The organism is Chitinophaga agri (assembly GCF_010093065.1).
In the GTDB taxonomy this organism is placed as follows: Bacteria; Bacteroidota; Bacteroidia; order Chitinophagales; family Chitinophagaceae; genus Chitinophaga; species Chitinophaga agri.
Genome location: NZ_CP048113.1, coordinates 7,151,490 through 7,172,110, shown reverse-complemented (window position 1 = coordinate 7,172,110; position 20,621 = coordinate 7,151,490). Strand labels below are relative to the sequence as shown.

The window sequence follows — 20,621 nt, the reverse complement described above, 5'->3', positions numbered from 1 at the left end:
ATTAATGTACTTGTGATATACTTTTATAAAAACTAAATAATGATCTCATCCATATTATCTATTGAATTTTCCGGCACAGCGCCCTTTCCCCACTGATGAACCTCTATTCTGCTGCTTTGCGCAGAGAGTACAGGATCTATCAATAGTTCCCTGATATCGAGTTGCACAGCAAACGCTTTAGATATTCTGGACATAAGTTGTATTGCTTTCAGAGAATGTCCTCCCAATTCAAAAAAGTTATCATCCAACCCCACAGGAGCATGGCCTAGCACATCCTCCCATATACCTGCGAGTTCGTGTTCTACATTTGTAACAGGAGCCCGATACAGGCGCTCCCGAATGACAGGTTCCGGCAACGCACGACGGTCAATCTTACCGCTTGAGGTCACAGGAAATTCATTCATCAAAATGAAATAAGAAGGTACCTGGTACTGTGGCAATTTCGCCTGCAAATATTTCCGTAGGGTATTCACACTTACTTCCAGTGATGCCGTATAATAGGCTGCAAGGAACTTATCGCCGGAATGCACTATCAGTTTAACAACTGCCTGCTCCACACCTTCGCAGGATAGGATGGCCTGTTCTATTTCTCCCAGTTCAATGCGATAACCGCGTAGTTTCACCTGATCATCTGCGCGCCCCACATACTCTATATTTCCATCCTGCAACCATCGGGCGATATCGCCGGTACGATACAGACGGCCTTGTCCGAAGGGGTTCTCAATAAAGCGGTCGGCAGTGAGTTTATCATTGTGAAGATAACCGCGCGCTACTCCCTTTCCTCCGATGTACAATTCGCCTGGTACGTTGACAGGTTGCAGTGCAAGATGATCATCCAGGATGTAGATTTGTGTGTTGGAAACGGGACGCCCGATAGGCTGATTATCAAGACTACGTTTTACTTTGTGATAAGTCGCATAGACAGTGGTTTCTGTAGGGCCATACATATTCCAGAGTTCCGCACCACCAGCCAACAAACGCTGACAGAGTACACTTGTTAACGGTTCTCCACCAGTAATCAGCTTTAGCCAGCCACCAGGCTGCCATCCGCTTTCAACCAGCAGGTTCCACATCACGGGTGTCGCCTGCATTATAGTCACCTTCCTGCTGCTAATCGCTTCTGTCAATAACGCTGGTGTGTTGATCATCCGACGGTCTGCAATAATCAGATCACAACCTGTTATCAATGGCAGGAACAGTTCTACGACTGACATATCAAATGTGTATGTGGTCACGGCTAACCAGCGATCGGAAACACTGATGCCAATTTCCGCTCCTACACTGATCAACATGTTGACCACGGCACCATGCTCAATCATCACACCTTTAGGTTGGCCGGTTGACCCGGATGTATAAAGCACATATGCGAGTTGGTTGGCCGGGATAGATATCTGTGGATTACTTATCTGCTGACCAGCTATTAAGCTTTCCTGCCGGAGCGATACAATCTTCGCGGGTAGAACAAATGGAAAATCCTGATCGGTAAGTACAATTTGTAATCGACTGTTCTTTACCATGTATGAGATCCGATCTTCCGGATACGTAGGATCTATAGGCAGGTACGCGGCTCCGGCTTTTAATATCCCCAGCATGCCGATTAACATGTATTCATTACGATTGGTATATAGCCCTATTATTTCTCCCGCCTGAACCTTCTGCTCATGCAATAAATAATGCGCCAACATATTGGCGCTGGCATTCAATTCCGCGTAACTAAGCTTAACGTCTCCACAGATAACAGTGCCCTCACAGTCTACCTGTTTTTCAAACAGGCTGACCATTGTGGCGTCCGCCAGTTGATCCACATAAGTATTATTAAATGTATGAAGCAACTGATGACGCTCTTGTTCAGATAGATAGGCAAGTGCTGATAATGATGCATGCGGAGTATACACCACAGCCGTCATTAAACCTTGCAGATGCCTCACCATCTGCTCGATACGATCATGTCTGTACAGGTCAATGTCATATTCAATCCTTAACTGCAGTTGACCGTTTTCCCTTTCAAAGAAAAAGAGCAGATCGAACTTACTGACCGCATTTTCCAGCGGCAAGGTTTCCACGCAAACCCCACTAAACGCCTGGGCTGGTTGTTCTTCCTGCAAACTAATCATCACATCAAACAGCGGTGAACGGCTCAGATCGCGCGCTACATATAGTTCTTCAACCAGTATATCGAAAGGATATTCCTGATAAGTGAACGCATCCATTACTGTGTGCCGTACCTGTTGTAGAAATGTAGTGAATGCTTCTGTAACCGGTATCTGATTCCTTAATATCAGCGTATTTACATAAAAGCCGATCTGATCTTCAAGATCACGATGTACACGCCCTGCCACGGGACTACCAATAAGGATATCTGTTTGTCCGGTATAACGATATAATAATACATTGATTAATGCGACCAGTCCCATATATAGGGTGGCCTCCTGTTCATGCAGTAAAGACTCAAATACTGCTATCTCTGCTTTCGCAAACCGATGACATATCTGTGCACCCCGATGGCGTTGTACAGGTGGACGAGGATAATCAGTAGGCAGCTCTAAAACCGGCAGTTCCCCATTCAATCGCTCAAGCCAGTATGTGCGGGCTTCCTGCAGATCACCTTTCTGTAAACGCATCTGTTGCCAACAGGCGTAATCCTTATATTGTATGGGTAAAGGTGCGATAACCGGAGCCTGTCCCTTTACATAACTATTATAGTAATCATGCAGTTCCTTTACCAGTATGCGGATGGACCATTCATCGGAAATACTATGATGAATGGCTATAACAAAAAGATATTCGTCCGAAGCCATCCTGAATAAACCGGCTTTTAATAAAGGACCCCGTTCAAGATCAAAGACAGTCTCAGCTATCGATTTTGCATGTTCTTTTGCACGCATTGTGCCATCCTCACTCCAGGTATAATCAACATATTCAACAGCGAACAAAAACATTCCCGGTGGAAGAATATACTGCCATGGCTCATTTCCCTGGATAAGAAACACAGTACGAAGCACCTCATGACGTGCTATCAATGCCTCAAAGGCGCGCTTCATACTGTCGACATCTACTTTACCCCTGAGCGTATTTAACAGGGATATATTGTATACTGTAGCTTGTTTATCGAATTGTTGCAATACCCATAGCCGCTTCTGTGCATTGGACAACGGATAGCTGTCTGCCACAGGCGCTGACGGTATTGGAGCATAGGCGTCATGTGCAGCAGCCGCTATCAGCGCGCTCTGATCGGATAGCAATGCATGGGTGAACACATCCTTCAGGCTGAGACGCACCGAAAATCGCTGCTGGATACGGCTCAATAGCTGTACCGCCTTTAAAGAATGACCACCCAGGTCAAAAAAATGATCATCCAGTCCCACACGGCCACAGCCCAGTAGGCTTTCCCATATCTCGGCAAGGGACTTCTCTGTGGATGTGGACGCTGCACGGTACATCCGGCCAACCGTCTGCGGCTCCGGTAATGCGTTCAGGTTGACTTTCCCATTCGATGTAAGCGGTAGCTTGTCTAACATCGTGAAGTGAACGGGAACCATATAGGCGGGTAGACGCTGGTGCATATATTCACGTAATGCCGTATCACTTACCGGTGATACCTGTGTATAGTAAGCACTCAGCTGTTTGTCCCCGTTCCTGTCTATCACCTTTACAACAGCATCTTCTATGTCCTCATGCCGCGACAAGACATACGCCACTTCACCTAATTCAATACGGTAGCCACGTATCTTCACCTGGTTATCCAACCGGCCATAATACACAAGGTCTCCATTCGCCAGCAGGCGAACTTTGTCTCCCGTCCGGTAAAGGCGGTCGCCAGCCACAAACGGACTTGCTACGAAACGGGACGCTGTCAGTGATTCACGGTTCAGATAACCACGGCTCACCCCCGCTCCTCCTACATACAATTCTCCAGGTACACCAAACGGAACCAATTGTCCATGACTATCCAGTACATAACAACGTAGCGTCGGTATAGGACGACCCAGATTGCTGATACCTGATTCAATATCCGGTTCCGTGATTGCTTTAAAGGTCACATGCACCGTCGTCTCTGTGATACCATACATATTGACTAAAGCAGCCGATGGGTAATACTTATACCACGATGATAACTTTGCCGGACTTAATGCCTCGCCACCGAATATGACATATCTTAATGACAATGGCGGACAACCAGCCGATAACAGTGATTGCTGAAGATTATAAAAAGCAGACGGCGTCTGGTTCAAAACGGTCACGCCCTGTTCCTGCAGCAACGTGATGAATGCCTCCGGATCGCGGGCTGTAGCTCCCGGTACGATCACAACACGACCACCAAACAACAAGGCCCCATACATCTCCCATACCGAAAAATCAAAACAGTACGAATGGAACATTGTCCATACATCTGTCGCCTGGAAATCATATATCGGGCGATCAGGCTTCAGTAACTGCACAACATTCCCGTGCGTTATCAAAGTCCCTTTAGGCTGCCCTGTTGTGCCTGATGTATAGATCACATAGGCTATATCAGAAGGCGTATTCACCTTCTCAGGATTGTCCCCGGGATAAGTGGCTTCTTCCGCTAAGAACCGGTTCAGTTCCCCTTCATCCAGGACCACCAGACAATGACTGTCTGTCTTCATGTAATCGATGCGGTCTCCTGGATAGTCAACATCGATCGGCACATAACCTGCACCCGATTTCAGAATGCCAAGAATGCAAATGATCATCTGTTCCGTGCGTGACTGCAGGATGCCGATCAGGTCATCGGGGCGTGGATGATAATGCGACCGAAGGTAACCTGCCAAACGGTTACTACGGGTATTCAGTTCCTTATAGGTCAGACTGTGGTCACCGAAAACTACCGCAACATGATCAGGGGTCTGACTCACCTGCCACTCAAACAGATCAACCAGTGTTTTATCTTCAGGATACCCGGCAGGGTTATCATTGAGGGTGTATAACAGTTCATGCGTTTCTCTTTCACTCAGGTAACTGATTTCATCCAGCGCAGTATCAGGCGATGATAAGATGGCGGTTAACAGTTGCCCCAGGTGGCCTGCCATCCGGCTGACAGTGCTTTCCCTGTATAAGGCCGTATCATATTCCAGTTCAAGGCGGATGCCTGCTTCATCACGAACAAACGAGAACAGCAGGTCAAATTTACTGATGCGATGATCAAGCGCTACACTTTCCACAGATAGTCCTGATACGGATGGTGACACCGGGGTATCCTGTAAGCTCACCATTACATCAAATAATGGTGAACGACTCATGTCATGCGATAAAGACAACATCGTAACCAGTTCATCAAATGGGTATGCCTGATGCGCAAAACCTTCCAATACCGTCTGACGTACCTGTTTCAATAATGCGTTAAAGCCCTCCCCTCCTTTCAACTCATCACGCAGCGCCAGCGTATTGACATAGAAGCCCACCTGATTTTCCAGATCTGGATGTTCACGACCCGCCACAGGACTACCTACTATCAGATCTGTCTGACCCGTGTAACGATAGAGCAATAACTTCACCAGTGCCAGCAAACCCATGAAAAGGGTACTCTGATGATCCTGTAATACCTGCCCAAACAGTTCGCTGTCACCTGCATTAAATGTATAAGTGTAGCTGGCTCCCTGATATCCCTTCACTGAGGGACGCAGATAATCTGTTGGCAGGTCGAGTACGGGATGAACTCCTGAAAAACGTTCCGTCCAGTAATTACGTGATGATAATAATGCTTCCGGTAACTGTGAGCGTTGCCAGTAGGCATAGTCCTTGTACTGTACCCGAAGTGCTTCCAGCTCCACAGGACTACCTGACACATAACCATTGTATAAACGGATCAGTTCTCCGAACAGTACCTGCATGGACCATTCGTCTGCAATGATGTGATGAAGACACAATAACAGCAAACCTTCTTCTGCTCCTGTCATCAGCAAACAAACACGCAGTAATGGACCTGCTGACAGATCAAATGGGATAGCCGACAGCGATTGTGAATGAGCTAACGCACGGGGCTCGTCACCAGGGTAGTCATATACTGTCAGCAGACTGCCGCTAAATGAGGCTATGCGCTGGCGCGGTTCCCCATCCTGCTGCTCAAACACGGTACGCAAGCTCTCGTGACGGGACAGCAATACCTGCAGTGACTGTTCCAGCGCCAGCTGGTCTATTTTACCGCTCAAACGGGACAGCAACGGTATATTATATGCGGCACTTTCTGGTGACAACTCATACAGCACCCACATACGCTGCTGCGCATTCGATAACGGATAACTATCTGCTGATGCTATGACGGGAATGGGGGTATATTGTTCTCTGCGGGATTGCGCTATCAGTTGACTTTGCGCCTCCAGCACAGGATGTGTAAACAGTTCCTTCAACGACAGCCGTACGGAAAACTCCCTGTAGATGCGACTGATCAGCTGCACTGCTTTCAGGGAATGACCGCCTAGTTCAAAGAAGTGGTCGTCCAGCCCGATAACTTCCTGTGATAACACAGATGACCAGATAGCTGCCAGCTCCCGCGATAAGGGTGTTGCCGGCAAACGGTAACTGCGTGTACCCGCAACAGGGCTAGGAAGAGCGGAACGGTCCACTTTCCCACTCGCGGTTAAAGGCAATGCCGCTAACTCTATAAAGTGAGCGGGTACCATGTAGTGCGGCAAACGCGATTCAAGATAATATCGGAGCGCTGACACTGATACCGCTTCGGATAATGTATAATACACGGCCAGCGACTGATCTGACACCTTCGCTACCGCATCACGGATGCTGCTATGACCTGCAAGTACCTGGGAGATCTCTCCTAATTCTATCCGGTAGCCACGCACCTTCACCTGATCATCCGCACGGCCAAGGAATAAGACGTTACCATCTGACTGCCACCTCGCCATATCACCCGTACGATATAAAAGGCCTTCCCCATAAGGATTAGCTACGAAACGAGATGCCGTCAGTTCCGCATTGTTCAGATAACCAAGACCTACGCCCGCTCCTCCGATACATAGCTCTCCTGCTACGCCAACAGGCTGAAGCCCTAACCTTTCATCCAGGATATACACCTGCACATTGCTGATCGGCTTACCGATGGGTATAACTTCCTCTCCGCCCTTAATCCGGTAACTTGTAGTTACAACGGTGGACTCTGTCGGACCGTAGTTATTGTATATCGTTAATCCTGGAGCCGAGATACGGTCTAGTGTATCTCCTCCCGTAAGAATGATCAGCTCCTTTTTTAAGGTCAGTGCTGAAGAAAGAATAGATTTCAGTATGCCGGTGGGAAGGAAGGTGTGTGTAATGCCTCCCGTGTTCAGCTCTTTTACTAATGCTGGCAGATCTAAACGCAGATCCCCTGATAACATTTTCACACTACCCCCTGATAACAGGTAAGGAAACAACTCCCACACACTCGCATCAAAACTGATATTGGCGTACAGAGAACCTACACTTTCCGTCGTTAATCCAAATTGACGCTGATGCCAGCTACTCAGATTCACTACGCTGCTATGACTGATCTGACTTCCCTTTGGACGGCCGCTGGAGCCGGAGGTGTACAGCACATAGGCCAGTTGACCTCCATCTGTGCTCCTGCCTGGATTCATTGCAGACCGGCTGCTATAAACAGCAGGATCTGTTAAGAAGATCGTCTCAACACCTGAACGTTCTTCACCCTCCTGATCGGTTAACAACAACCGTAAACCACTATCACTGATCATGTATCCCACACGTTCGGCCGGATACTCAGGATCAATGGGAATATAGGCTGCACCGGACTTCAGAATGCCGAATATACCGATAACAAAGTACGCAGTACGCGCCGTCTTTAAACCGATCAGTTCACCGGGACGAATAGCATAATCATTTAACAGATAATGCGCCAAAGCGTTTGCACGTGCATTCAGTTCCGCATAACTTAATGATATATCTTCACTGATAACAGCTATCGATGATGGTGATATTGCTACCTGCTGCTCAAAAAGACTGATAATTGTATCGGACAAATCATATGCAGCTGATGTATCATTGAACGTATACAGCAGTTCCTGTTGTTCGGCATCACTCAGATAAGACAAAGAGGATAGCGATGCTGACGTACCCTGCCTTAACACTGCCCGCATCAGCCCCTCAAGATGTCCTGTCATCCGAACGATCCGCTCATGACTATATAGTGCTGTGTCATACTCCAGCTGTAATTGAATACCATCTGCGGTGTCCGCAAAATAAAACGACAGGTCAAACTTGCTGATACCCTGATCGGGATGTATCGCTGATACGGAAAGACCTGCTACTTCAGGCAGGATATGTTGATCCTGTAAGCTCACCATTACATCAAATAATGGTGAACGACTCATGTCATGCGATAAAGACAACATCGTAATAAGTTCATCAAATGGGTATGCCTGATGCGCAAAACCTTCCAATACCGTCTGACGTACCTGTTCCAATAATGTGCTAAAGCCCTCCCCTCCTTTCAACTCATCACGCAGCGCCAGCGTATTGACATAGAAGCCCACCTGATTTTCCAGATCTGGATGTTCACGACCCGCCACAGGACTACCTACTATCAGATCTGTCTGACCCGTGTAACGATAGAGCAATAATTTCACCAGTGCCAGTAAACCCATGAAAAGGGTACTCTGATGATCCTGTAATACCTGCCCAAACAGTTCGCTGTCACCTGCATTAAATGTATAAGTGTAGCTGGCTCCCTGATATCCCTTCACTGAGGGACGCAGATAATCTGTTGCCAGGTCGAGTACGGGAAGAACTCCTGAAAAACGTTCCGTCCAGTAAGTACGTGATGATAATAATGCTTCCGGTAACTGTGAGCGTTGCCAGTATGTATAGTCCTTGTACTGTACCCGAAGTGCTTCCAGCTCCACAGGACTACCTGACACATAACCATTGTACAAACGGATCAGTTCTCCGAACAGTACCTGCATGGACCATTCGTCTGCAATGATGTGATGAAGACACAATAACAGCAAACCTTCTTCTGCTCCCGTCATCAGCAAACAAACGCGCAGTAATGGACCCGCTGACAGATCAAATGGGATAGCCGACAGCGACTGTGCATGAGCTAACGCACGGGGCTCGTCACCAGGGTAGTCATATACTGTCAGCAGACTGCCGCTAAATGAGGCTATGCGCTGGCGCGGTTCCCCATCCTGCTGCTCAAACACGGTACGCAAGCTCTCGTGACGGGACAGCAATACCTGCAGTGACTGTTCCAGCGCCAGCTGGTCTATTTTACCGCTCAAACGGGACAGCAACGGTATATTATATGCGGCACTTTCTGGTGACAACTCATACAGCACCCACATACGCTGCTGCGCATTCGATAACGGATAACTATCTGCTGATGCTATGATGGGAATGGGGGTATATTGTTCTCTGCGGGATTGCGCTATCAGTTGACTTTGCGCCTCCAGCACAGGATGTGTAAACAGTTCCTTCAATGACAGCCGTACGGAGAACTCCCTGTAGATGCGACTGATCAGCTGCACTGCTTTCAGGGAATGACCGCCCAGTTCAAAGAAGTGGTCGTCCAGCCCGATAACTTCCTGTGATAACACAGATGACCAGATAGCTGCCAGCTCCCGCGATAAGGGCGTTGCCGGCAAACGGTAACTGCGTGTACCCGCAACAGGGGCAGGAAGAGCGGAACGGTCCACTTTCCCACTCGCGGTTAAAGGCAATGCCGCTAACTCTATAAAGTGAGCGGGTACCATGTAGTGCGGCAAACGCGATTCAAGATAATATCGGAGCGCTGACGCTGATACCGCTTCGGATAATGTATAATACACGGCCAGCGACTGATCTGACACCTTCGCTACCGCATCACGGATGCTGCTATGACCTGCAAGCACCTGGGAGATCTCTCCTAATTCTATCCGGTAGCCACGCACCTTCACCTGATCATCCGCACGCCCAAGGAATAAGACGTTACCATCTGACTGCCACCTCGCCATATCACCCGTACGATATAAAAGGCCTTCCCCATAAGGATTAGCTACGAAACGAGATGCCGTCAGTTCCGCATTGTTCAGATAACCAAGACCTACGCCCGCTCCTCCGATACATAGCTCTCCTGCTACGCCAACCGGCTGAAGCCCTAACCTTTCATCCAGGATATACACCTGCACATTGCTGATCGGCTTACCGATGGGTATAACTTCCTCTCCGCCCTTAATCCGGTAACTTGTAGTTACAACGGTGGACTCTGTCGGACCGTAGTTATTGTATATCGTTAATCCTGGAGCCGAGATACGGTCTAGTGTATCTCCTCCCGTAAGAATGATCAGCTCCTTTTTTAAGGTCAGTGCTGAAGAAAGAATAGATTTCAGTATGCCGGTGGGAAGGAAGGTGTGTGTAATGCCTCCCGTGTTCAGCTCTTTTACTAATGCTGGCAGATCTAAACGCAGATCCCCTGATAACATTTTCACACTACCCCCTGATAACAGGTAAGGAAACAACTCCCACACACTCGCATCAAAACTGATATTGGCGTACAGAGAACCTACACTTTCCGTCGTTAATCCAAATTGACGCTGATGCCAGCTACTCAGATTCACTACGCTGCTATGACTGATCTGACTTCCCTTTGGACGGCCGCTGGAGCCAGAGGTGTACAACACATAGGCCAGTTGACCTCCATCTGTGCTCCTGCCTGGATTCATTGCAGACCGGCTGCTATAAACAGCAGGATCTGTTAAGAAGATTGTCTCAACACCTGAACGTTCTTCACCCTCCTGATCGGTTAACAACAACCGTAAACCACTATCACTGATCATGTATCCCACACGTTCGGCCGGATACTCAGGATCAATGGGAATATAGGCTGCACCGGACTTCAGAATGCCGAATATACCGATAACAAAGTACGCAGTACGCGCAGTCTTTAAACCGATCAGTTCACCGGGACGAATAGCATAATCATTTAACAGATAATGCGCCAAAGCGTTTGCACGTGCATTCAGTTCCGCATAACTTAATGATATATCTTCACTGATAACAGCTATCGATGATGGTGATATTGCTACCTGCTGCTCAAAAAGACTGATAATTGTATCGGACAAATCATATGCAGCTGATGTATCATTGAACGTATACAGCAGTTCCTGTTGTTCGGCATCACTCAGATAAGACAAAGAGGATAGCGATGCTGACGTACCCTGCCTTAACACTGCCCGCATCAGCCCCTCAAGATGTCCTGTCATCCGAACGATCCGCTCATGACTATATAGTGCTGTGTCATACTCCAGCTGTAATTGAATACCATCTGCGGTGTCCGCAAAATAAAACGACAGGTCAAACTTGCTGATACCCTGATCGGGATGTATCGCTGATACGGAAAGACCTGCTACTTCAGGCAGGATATGTTGATCCTGTAAGCTCACCATTACATCAAATAATGGTGAACGACTCATGTCATGCGATAAAGACAACATCGTAACCAGTTCATCAAATGGGTATGCCTGATGCGCAAACCCTTCCAATACCGTCTGACGTACCTGTTCCAATAATGTGCTAAAGCCCTCGCCTCCTTTCAACTCATCACGCAGCGCCAGCGTATTGACATAGAAGCCCACCTGATTTTCCAGATCAGGATGTTCACGGCCCGCCACAGGACTACCTACTATCAGATCTGTCTGACCCGTGTAACGATAGAGCAATAACTTCACCAGTGCCAGTAAACCCATGAAAAGGGTACTGTGATGATCCTGTAATACCTGCCCAAACAGTTCGCTGTCACCTGCATTAAATGTATAAGTGTAGCTGGCTCCCTGATATCCCTTCACTGAGGGACGCAGATAATCTGTTGCCAGGTCGAGTACGGGAAGAACTCCTGAAAAACGTTCCGTCCAGTAAGTACGTGATGATAATAATGCTTCCGGTAACTGTGAGCGTTGCCAGTAAGCATAGTCCTTGTACTGTACCCGAAGTGCTTCCAGCTCCACAGGACTACCTGACACATAACCATTGTATAAACGGATCAGTTCTCCGAACAGTACCTGCATGGACCATTCGTCTGCAATGATGTGATGAAGACACAATAACAGCAAACCTTCTTCTGCTCCTGTCATCAGCAAACAAACGCGCAGCAATGGACCCGCTGACAGATCAAATGGGATAGCCGACAGCGACTGTGCATGAGCTAACGCACGGGGCTCATCACCAGGGTAGTCATACACTGTCAGCAGACTGCCGCTAAATGAGGCTATGCGCTGGCGCGGTTCCCCATCCTGCTGCTCAAACACGGTACGCAAGCTCTCGTGACGTAACAGCAATACCTGCAGTGACTGTTCCAGCGCCAGCTGGTCTATTTTACCGCTCAAACGGGACAGCAACGGTATATTATATGCGGCACTTCCTGGCGACAGCTCATACAGTACCCACATACGCTGCTGTGCATTCGATAACGGATAACTATCTGCTGATGCTATGACGGGAATGGGAGTATATTGTTCTCTGCGGGATTGCGCTATCAGTTGACTTTGCGCCTCCAGCACAGGATGTGTAAACAGTTCCTTCAATGACAGCCGTACGGAAAACTCCCTGTAGATGCGACTGATCAACTGCACTGCTTTCAGGGAATGACCGCCCAGTTCAAAGAAGTGGTCGTCCAGTCCGATAACTTCCTGCGATAACACAGATGACCAGATAGCTGCCAGCTCCAGCGATAAGGGTGTTGCCGGCAAACGGTAACTGCGTGTACCCGCAACAGGGCTGGGAAGAGCGGAACGGTCCACTTTCCCACTCGCGGTTAAAGGCAATGCCGCTAACTCTATAAAGTGAGCGGGTACCATGTAGTGCGGCAAACGCGATTCAAGATAATATCGGAGCGCTGACGCTGATACCGCTTCGGATAATGTATAATACACGGCCAGCGACTGATCTGACACCTTCGCAACTGCATCACGGATGCTGCTATGACCTGCAAGCACCTGGGAGATCTCCCCTAATTCTATCCGGTAGCCACGCACCTTCACCTGATCATCCGCACGGCCCAGGAATAAGACGTTACCATCTGACTGCCACCTCGCCATATCACCCGTACGATATAAAAGGCCAGCCCCATAAGGATTAGATACGAAACGAGATGACGTCAGTTCCGCATTGTTCAGATAACCTAGACCCACGCCCGCTCCTCCGATACACAGCTCTCCTGCTACGCCAACCGGCTGAAGCCCTAACCTCTCATCCAGTATATACACCTGCACATTGCTGATCGGCTTACCGATGGGTATAACTTCCTCTCCTCCCTCAATCCGGTAATAGGTGGCACAGACCGTCGTCTCACTGGGACCATATGTATTATAAACCTGCACATTTGCAGGTAAATGGTCGATATACTTGTTTTTTAACTCATCGCCACCACTGATGATGACGCGTAAACTTTTCAGGGTTGTACTATCACTGTTCAGCTCCTGCAGCACAAGTGGCGTTGTACTTAACACGGTAGCACCCTCATCCTGTATCAGCGCTGACAATGCAGCCACATCACGACCACCGCCAGGTGCTATCACTACCAGCCCTCCGCTACATAACGCAGGGTAGATCTCCTCCACCGACGTATCAAACGACATGGATGACTGATGGATGACCCGGTCACTGGAGGTTATTGAAAAATAGTTAATAAAGGAATTTACATAATTGCTTAACGCACGATGAGCGATCATCACGCCTTTCGGACGACCAGTAGAGCCTGATGTATACAATACATACGCGACACGCTCCGGATCACGCCGGACACTTCCTACAAAGGAAGTAGTAACGCCATTGCAAATATCGACAATAGGAATGAACCTCGCGCCCTCCTCTCCCAACTGATCACTTAAGATCAGTCTTACACCACTGTCGCTGATCATATAGGAGAGTCGTTCTGCAGGATATTCCGGATCCAGGGGAACGTAAGCTCCACCAGCTTTCAGGACACCCAGCATACTGATCACCTGGTATTCATTACGCGCTGTCAGCAAGCCAACCAGCTCTCCTTCCCGCAGCGAGGTTGCTGTCAGCAGATAACCGGCTACCAGATTGGAGAGGCGGTCAAGTTCGGCATAACTTAACGCACGTGTCTCACAGATAAGTGCCGTGGACATAGGAGATTGCAGCACCTGACGTTCAAACAGGCTCACTATGTCCATCGCCGGATATACTACCGATGTATCATTGAAGGTATGTAGTAATTGATATTGCTGGGACGGGGTCAATACTTCCAGCGCTGACAATGGCAATAACAGACCTTCATCCAGCTGCGCTGCAAGATGGATGAACTGAGCGGCCAGATCACTTATCTGACTCGCGTTGAATACACTTGTATCATAACGTGCCTTCAAATGAAGGCACCCTTTGCGTTCACTGAATTCCAGCAACAGGTCATTGAGACTGGTCCCATTGTCGATCTCCTCTGAGCGTATATCTGCACCCTCCAGCAATCCATCGAACCCTAATGCATTATCAAAGTTCTGGAACAGTACCAAAATATCAAACAAAGGTGAACGACCTGCTTCCTGCCGGATACCAAGTTCCTCCAACAGATGTTCAAAAGGATAGTCCTGATGCTGATATACTTCCAGTAGCATTGCATGCGTAGACTGCAGCAATTCACTGAAACTTTCATCCCTGCGCAACCGTAAACGAATGGCCAGCAGCTTCAGATAATATCCTACCTGCCCTTCCAGCTCATAGTGATCCCGCCCGGCTATATCCGTTCCCAGCATCACCTCGTCTTCCCCCGTATACTTCTGCAACAGGATACCCAGCAGCGACAGGATAACACTAAACATGGTTACGCCCTCACGCTGACTGATCAACTTCAGTTGCTGACTCACATCAGCGGGAAGATCAATATGCAGGGTCGCTCCATGCTGACCACGCTTAACACTGTCATAACCCGAAAATGATGGCAACGCACTTACTGGTAAGTCACCACTCAGATAATCCAGCCAGAACCTACGGCTGGCATCATATCCGGGAGTGCCAACCCGTGACTGCTGCCAGTGAACATAATCACCGTACTGAATGGGTAACGCCGGTAGCGAGGGCGCTTCTCCCTTTACATAAGCGGCATACAATACACTAAGTTCTTTACTGATCACGTCTATTGACCAGCCATCTGAAATGATATGATGGATCACAAAAACAAACAGGTAGCTATCGGCTGCTGTACGCAACAACCTGACATCCAGCAGCGGCCCGCGTTCCAGGTCAAACGCCTGTGAAGCCAGTTCCCGGGCACGCACCTGCGCAACTGTAACCGGATCGGGCAAAGCACGCAGATCTTCAACAACTACCCTAAAGCCCAATTGCTCATACGGCAGTACATGCTGTAACGGCATTCCATCCGAATGGTCAAACACCGTACGTAGACTGTCATGCCGTCTAACGATCGTTTCCATCGCCTGCATGAAGCTATTTTCATCCAGCCGGAAATAGGATAACGATAACTCGCACAACCATGAAAGATTTAAAGCAGTATTACCTATAATAAGTTGATCAAGTAACCACAAACGTTGCTGTTCATAAGATAATGGGTATGCTGCACGATTTTCCTTCACCGGAATTGACGCATATTGTGCGCTGCGGGATTTCGCTATCAGTTGACTTTGCGCCTCCAGCACAGGATGTGTAAACAGTTCCTTCAACGACAGCCGTACGGAAAACTCCCTGTAGATGCGACTGATCAGCTGCACTGCTTTCAGGGAATGACCACCCAGTTCAAAGAAGTGGTCGTCCAGCCCGATAACTTCCTGTGATAACACAGATGACCAGATAGCTGCCAGCTGCCGCGATAAGGGTGTTGCCGGCAAACGGTAACTGCGTGTACCCGCAACAGGGCTGGGAAGAGCGGAACGGTCCACTTTCCCACTCGCGGTTAAAGGCAATGCCGCTAACTCTATAAAGTGAGCGGGTACCATGTAGTGCGGCAAACGCGATTCAAGATAATATCGGAGCGCTGACGCTGATACCGCTTCGGATAATGTATAATACACTGCCAGCGACTGATCTGACACCTTCGCAACTGCATCACAGATGCTCCTATGACCTGCAAGCACCTGGGAGATCTCCCCTAATTCTATCCGGTAGCCACGCACCTTCACCTGATCATCCGCACGGCCAAGGAATAAGACGTTACCGTCTGACTGCCACCTCGCCATATCGCCCGTACGATATAAAAGGCCATCCCCATAAGGATTAGCTACGAAACGAGATGACGTCAGTTCCGCATTGTTCAGATAACCCAGACCTACGCCCGCTCCTCCGATACATAGCTCTCCTGCTACGCCAACCGGCTGAAGCCCTAACCTTTCATCCAGGATATACACCTGCACATTACTGATCGGCTTACCGATAGGTATAACTTCCTCTCCTCCCTCAATCCGGTAATAGGTGGCACACACGGTCGTCTCACTGGGACCATATGTATTATAAACCTGCACATTTGCAGGTAAATGGTCGATATACTTGTTTTTTAACTCATCACCACCACTGATGATGACGCGTAAACTTCTCAGGGCCGTACTGTCATTGTTCAGCTCCTGCAGCACAAGTGGTGTTGTACTTAACACGGTAGCACTCTCATCCTGTATCAGCGCTGACAATGCAGCCACATCGCGACCACCGCCAGGTGCTATCACTACCAACCCTCCACTACATAACGCAGGGTAGATCTCCTCCACAGACGTATCAAACGACATGGATGACTGATGGATGACCCGGTCACTGGAGGTTATTGAAAAATAGTTAATAAAGGAATTTACATAATTGCTTAACGCACGATGAGCGATCATCACGCCTTTCGGACGACCAGTAGAGCCTGATGTATACAATACATACGCGACACGCTCCGGATCACGCCGGACACTTCCTACAAAGGAAGTAGTAACGCCATTGCAAATATCGACAATAGGAATGAACCTCGCGCCCTCCTCTCCCAACTGATCACTTAAGATCAGTCTTACACCACTATCACTGATCATATAGGAGAGTCGTTCTGCAGGATATTCCGGATCCAGGGGAACGTAAGCTCCACCAGCTTTCAGGACACCCAGCATACTGATCACCTGGTATTCATTACGCGCTGTCAGCAAGCCAACCAGCTCTCCTTCCCGCAGCGAGGTTGCTGTCAGCAGATAACCGGCTACCAGATTGGAGAGGCGGTCAAGTTCGGCATAACTTAACGCACGTGTCTCACAGATAAGTGCCGTGGACATAGGAGATTGCAGCACCTGACGTTCAAACAGGCTCACTATGTCCATCGCCGGATATACTACCGATGTATCATTGAAGGTATGTAGTAATTGATATTGCTGGGACGGGGTCAATACGTCCAGCGCTGACAATGGCAATAACAGACCTTCATCCAGCTGCGCTGCAAGATGGATGAACTGAGCGGCCAGATCACTTATCTGACTCGCGTTGAATACACTTGTATCATAACGTGCCTTCAAATGAAGGCACCCTTTGCGTTCACTGAATTCCAGCAACAGGTCATTGAGACTGGTCCCATTGTCGATCTCCTCTGAGCGTATATCTGCACCCTCCAGCAATCCATCGAACCCTAATGCATTATCAAAGTTCTGGAACAGTACCAAAATATCAAACAAAGGTGAACGACCTGCTTCCTGCCGGATACCAAGTTCCTCCAGCAGATGTTCAAAAGGATAGTCCTGATGCTGATATACTTCCAGTAGCATTGCATGCGTAGACTGCAGCAATTCACTGAAACTTTCATCCCTGCGCAACCGTAAACGAATGGCCAGCAGCTTCAGATAATATCCTACCTGCCCTTCCAGCTCATAGTGATCCCGCCCGGCTATATCCGTTCCCAGCATCACCTCGTCTTCCCCCGTATACTTCTGCAACAGGATACCCAGCAGCGACAGGATAACACTAAACATGGTTACGCCCTCACGCTGACTGATCAACTTCAGTTGCTGACTCACATCAGCGGGAAGATCAATATGCAGGGTCGCTCCATGCTGACCACGCTTAACACTGTCATAACCCGAAAATGATGGCAACGCACTGACTGGTAAGTCACCACTCAGATAATCCAGCCAGAACCTACGGCTGGCATCATATCCGGGAGTGCCAACCCGTGACTGCTGCCAGTGAACATAATCACCGTACTGAATGGGTAACGCCGGTAACGAGGGCGCTTCTCCCTTTACATAAGCAGCATACAATACACTAAGTTCTTTACTGATCACGTCTATTGACCAGCCATCTGAAATGATATGATGGATCACAAAAACAAACAGGTAGCTATCGGCTGCTGTACGCAATAACCTGACATCCAGCAGCGGCCCCCGTTCCAGGTCAAACGCCTGTGCAGCCAGTTCCCGGGCGCGCACCTGCGCAACTGTAACCGGATCGGGCGCAGCCCGCAGATCTTCAACAACTACCCTAAAGCCCGATTGCTCATACGGCAGTACATGCTGTAATGGCATTCCATCCGAATGGTCAAACACCGTACGTAGACTGTCATGCCGTCTAACGATCGTTTCCATCGACTGTATGAAGCTATTTTCATCCAGGATCCCCACTATATCAGTACAGGTAGCAATATTCCCTGCTGCACTGTTCTCCCTGATTTCATTGAAAAGCCAGAAATGCCGTTGACCAGGGGTGAGCGGTATGCTTGATTTTTGCCCGACAAAAGGAATGTGCACGACAGATGATGCATGCCCCCTTTCTAATTCACTACGGAGTAACCGGATGGTCGGATATTCGAAGATTACATGCAACGGCACACGATACCCCTGCTGCGCAAGCAGGTTACTAAAAGACACAGCCCGGAGACTGCTCAGTCCACTTTGAAAGAAATTTTCATCATATCCCAGTTTTCTGCCAAAAATTACTTCTGCAACATAAACCAGTTTACCTTCCGGAGTCTGTGTACGGGGCGAGCTATTGCCCATCTCAATGGCACGCAATGCATCTAATTCTGCACAAATTGAGTCATACGTACCGTTGTTATAAAACTCCGCTAATTGATAGTGTTGTACTTTTCCACTTGTAGTCTTGGGAATACTCCGAATAGGAATAATCTTATCTATCAAAAGACCAGTATCTGCTAAAATAGCTTCTCTCAGTTGTGAGGCAATTACTGAAAATTTCGCCGTATCCTGTCTATATACGACAAACAACACTGTATCATAAGAAGCTGTTTTGTAATTGTTAATGCCACAAGCAACAGTGCTACCCGGACGTAGATCAAGCAGTTCTTCCGCATATTGCTCGATATCATGAGGGTAATAGTTCTGCCCATTTACAATGATAAGATTCTTCTCCCTTCCCGTCACATATAGCTCTTTTCCCGACAGGAAACCCAAATCACCTGTCCGCAGCCACCCATCAGAAGTAAATACTGCTACCGACTTTACCGGGTCCTTGTAGTAACCGGCAGTAACGTTCAATCCTCTTACCTGTATATGACCAATAACGAGGCTATCACATACATTATCATGATCGTCGCATATTCTGACCTCACAATCATTTACAGCGACACCCACATTGGCGAAACTGACATAAGGCAAATGATCATCTTCACTTAAAATTGTTACCTGCTTCCCTTTTATTAAGGAAGTACGGCTGCACTTCAGAAATGACAGACTGCTTTCTTTCATCGGAATGGTGACCGCAACAGATGCCTCCGCAAGCCCATACCCGGGGAACATACAACTACCGGGCAGACCACATACTTCGAGTTTATCAAGGAATGACCTGCATAATGTTTCTGACACAGGCTCCGCCCCATTGATGATCACCCTCAGGCTATTGAGTACCCATTTACCGGTAGCATCACCATTTGTGTCAATGGCAGCCATCACATATTTTAACCCAAAATTGGGAGAGTACGATTGTGTGATGTGGTACCTGCCTATCATCTCCAGCCATAATAAGGGACGTTTGATGAACAACGGGGTTGGAATGATATATTGATCGATTGCAGCCAGGACACTTGTCAGGTGAAAACAGATCATACCCATGTCGTGGGTCAGCGGTAACCAGCATAACGATCTGTCATGCTGTTGGGTTGAAATCCTATCTGCGATCGCAGCAGTATTTGCCAATAGGTTGGCATGTGTGAGTGTGACACCTTTGGGGTCTCCGGTGGAACCGGAAGAAAACTGTATATAACAAATATTTTCAGGCCTATTCTCCTCCGCAGTTGCCTGTCCCTGGAATTCCCGCAGGCTGTCAACGTGCCATCCCCTATCCAGCATCAGCTGAACAATATCAGTATCACCTGTTTTATCTGCATAGCCTGCATATTGTAATTTAAACTCTTCATCAAAAACAAGTGACGGTCTATCCAGCTTCTTCCATATAGTGATCAGTTTCACATGATGTAACCCCTGTGTACCTGGAGCCAATGGTACTGGAATGATCCCACCCATGACACATGCCCAGAATACTTCCAGGAATTTCCGGTTATCTGACAGCTGTAACACCACCTCATCGCCGGATCTTATGCCACGCAGCTGCAGATTATGTAAAATATGTAAAGCTGTATTATATAGTTCCTCATAACTACAGAAGCTCTCCGAGTTGGCACCTTTGATAAAGGTGATACCCTTGTTGGTCTTACTGGCAGCTATTAAAATTGATGTCATTGATTG

General features: G+C 48.2%; 1 protein-coding gene. It reads right to left on the bottom strand.

Annotation, left to right across the window (positions count from 1 at the left end; all coding sequences use genetic code 11):
* Nucleotides 1-32: 32 nt before the first annotated feature.
* Entirely contained in the window at nucleotides 33-20,615 is a 20,583-nt protein-coding gene (locus tag GWR21_RS28425) for a non-ribosomal peptide synthetase (RefSeq protein WP_162335084.1), read from the bottom strand.
* Nucleotides 20,616-20,621 lie beyond the last annotated feature (6 nt).

Excerpts from the sequence above, each read along its gene's own strand:
- GWR21_RS28425 (WP_162335084.1), bottom strand. The coding sequence starts at position 20,615 with ATGACATCAATTTTAATAGCTGCCAGTAAGACCAACAAGGGTATCACC.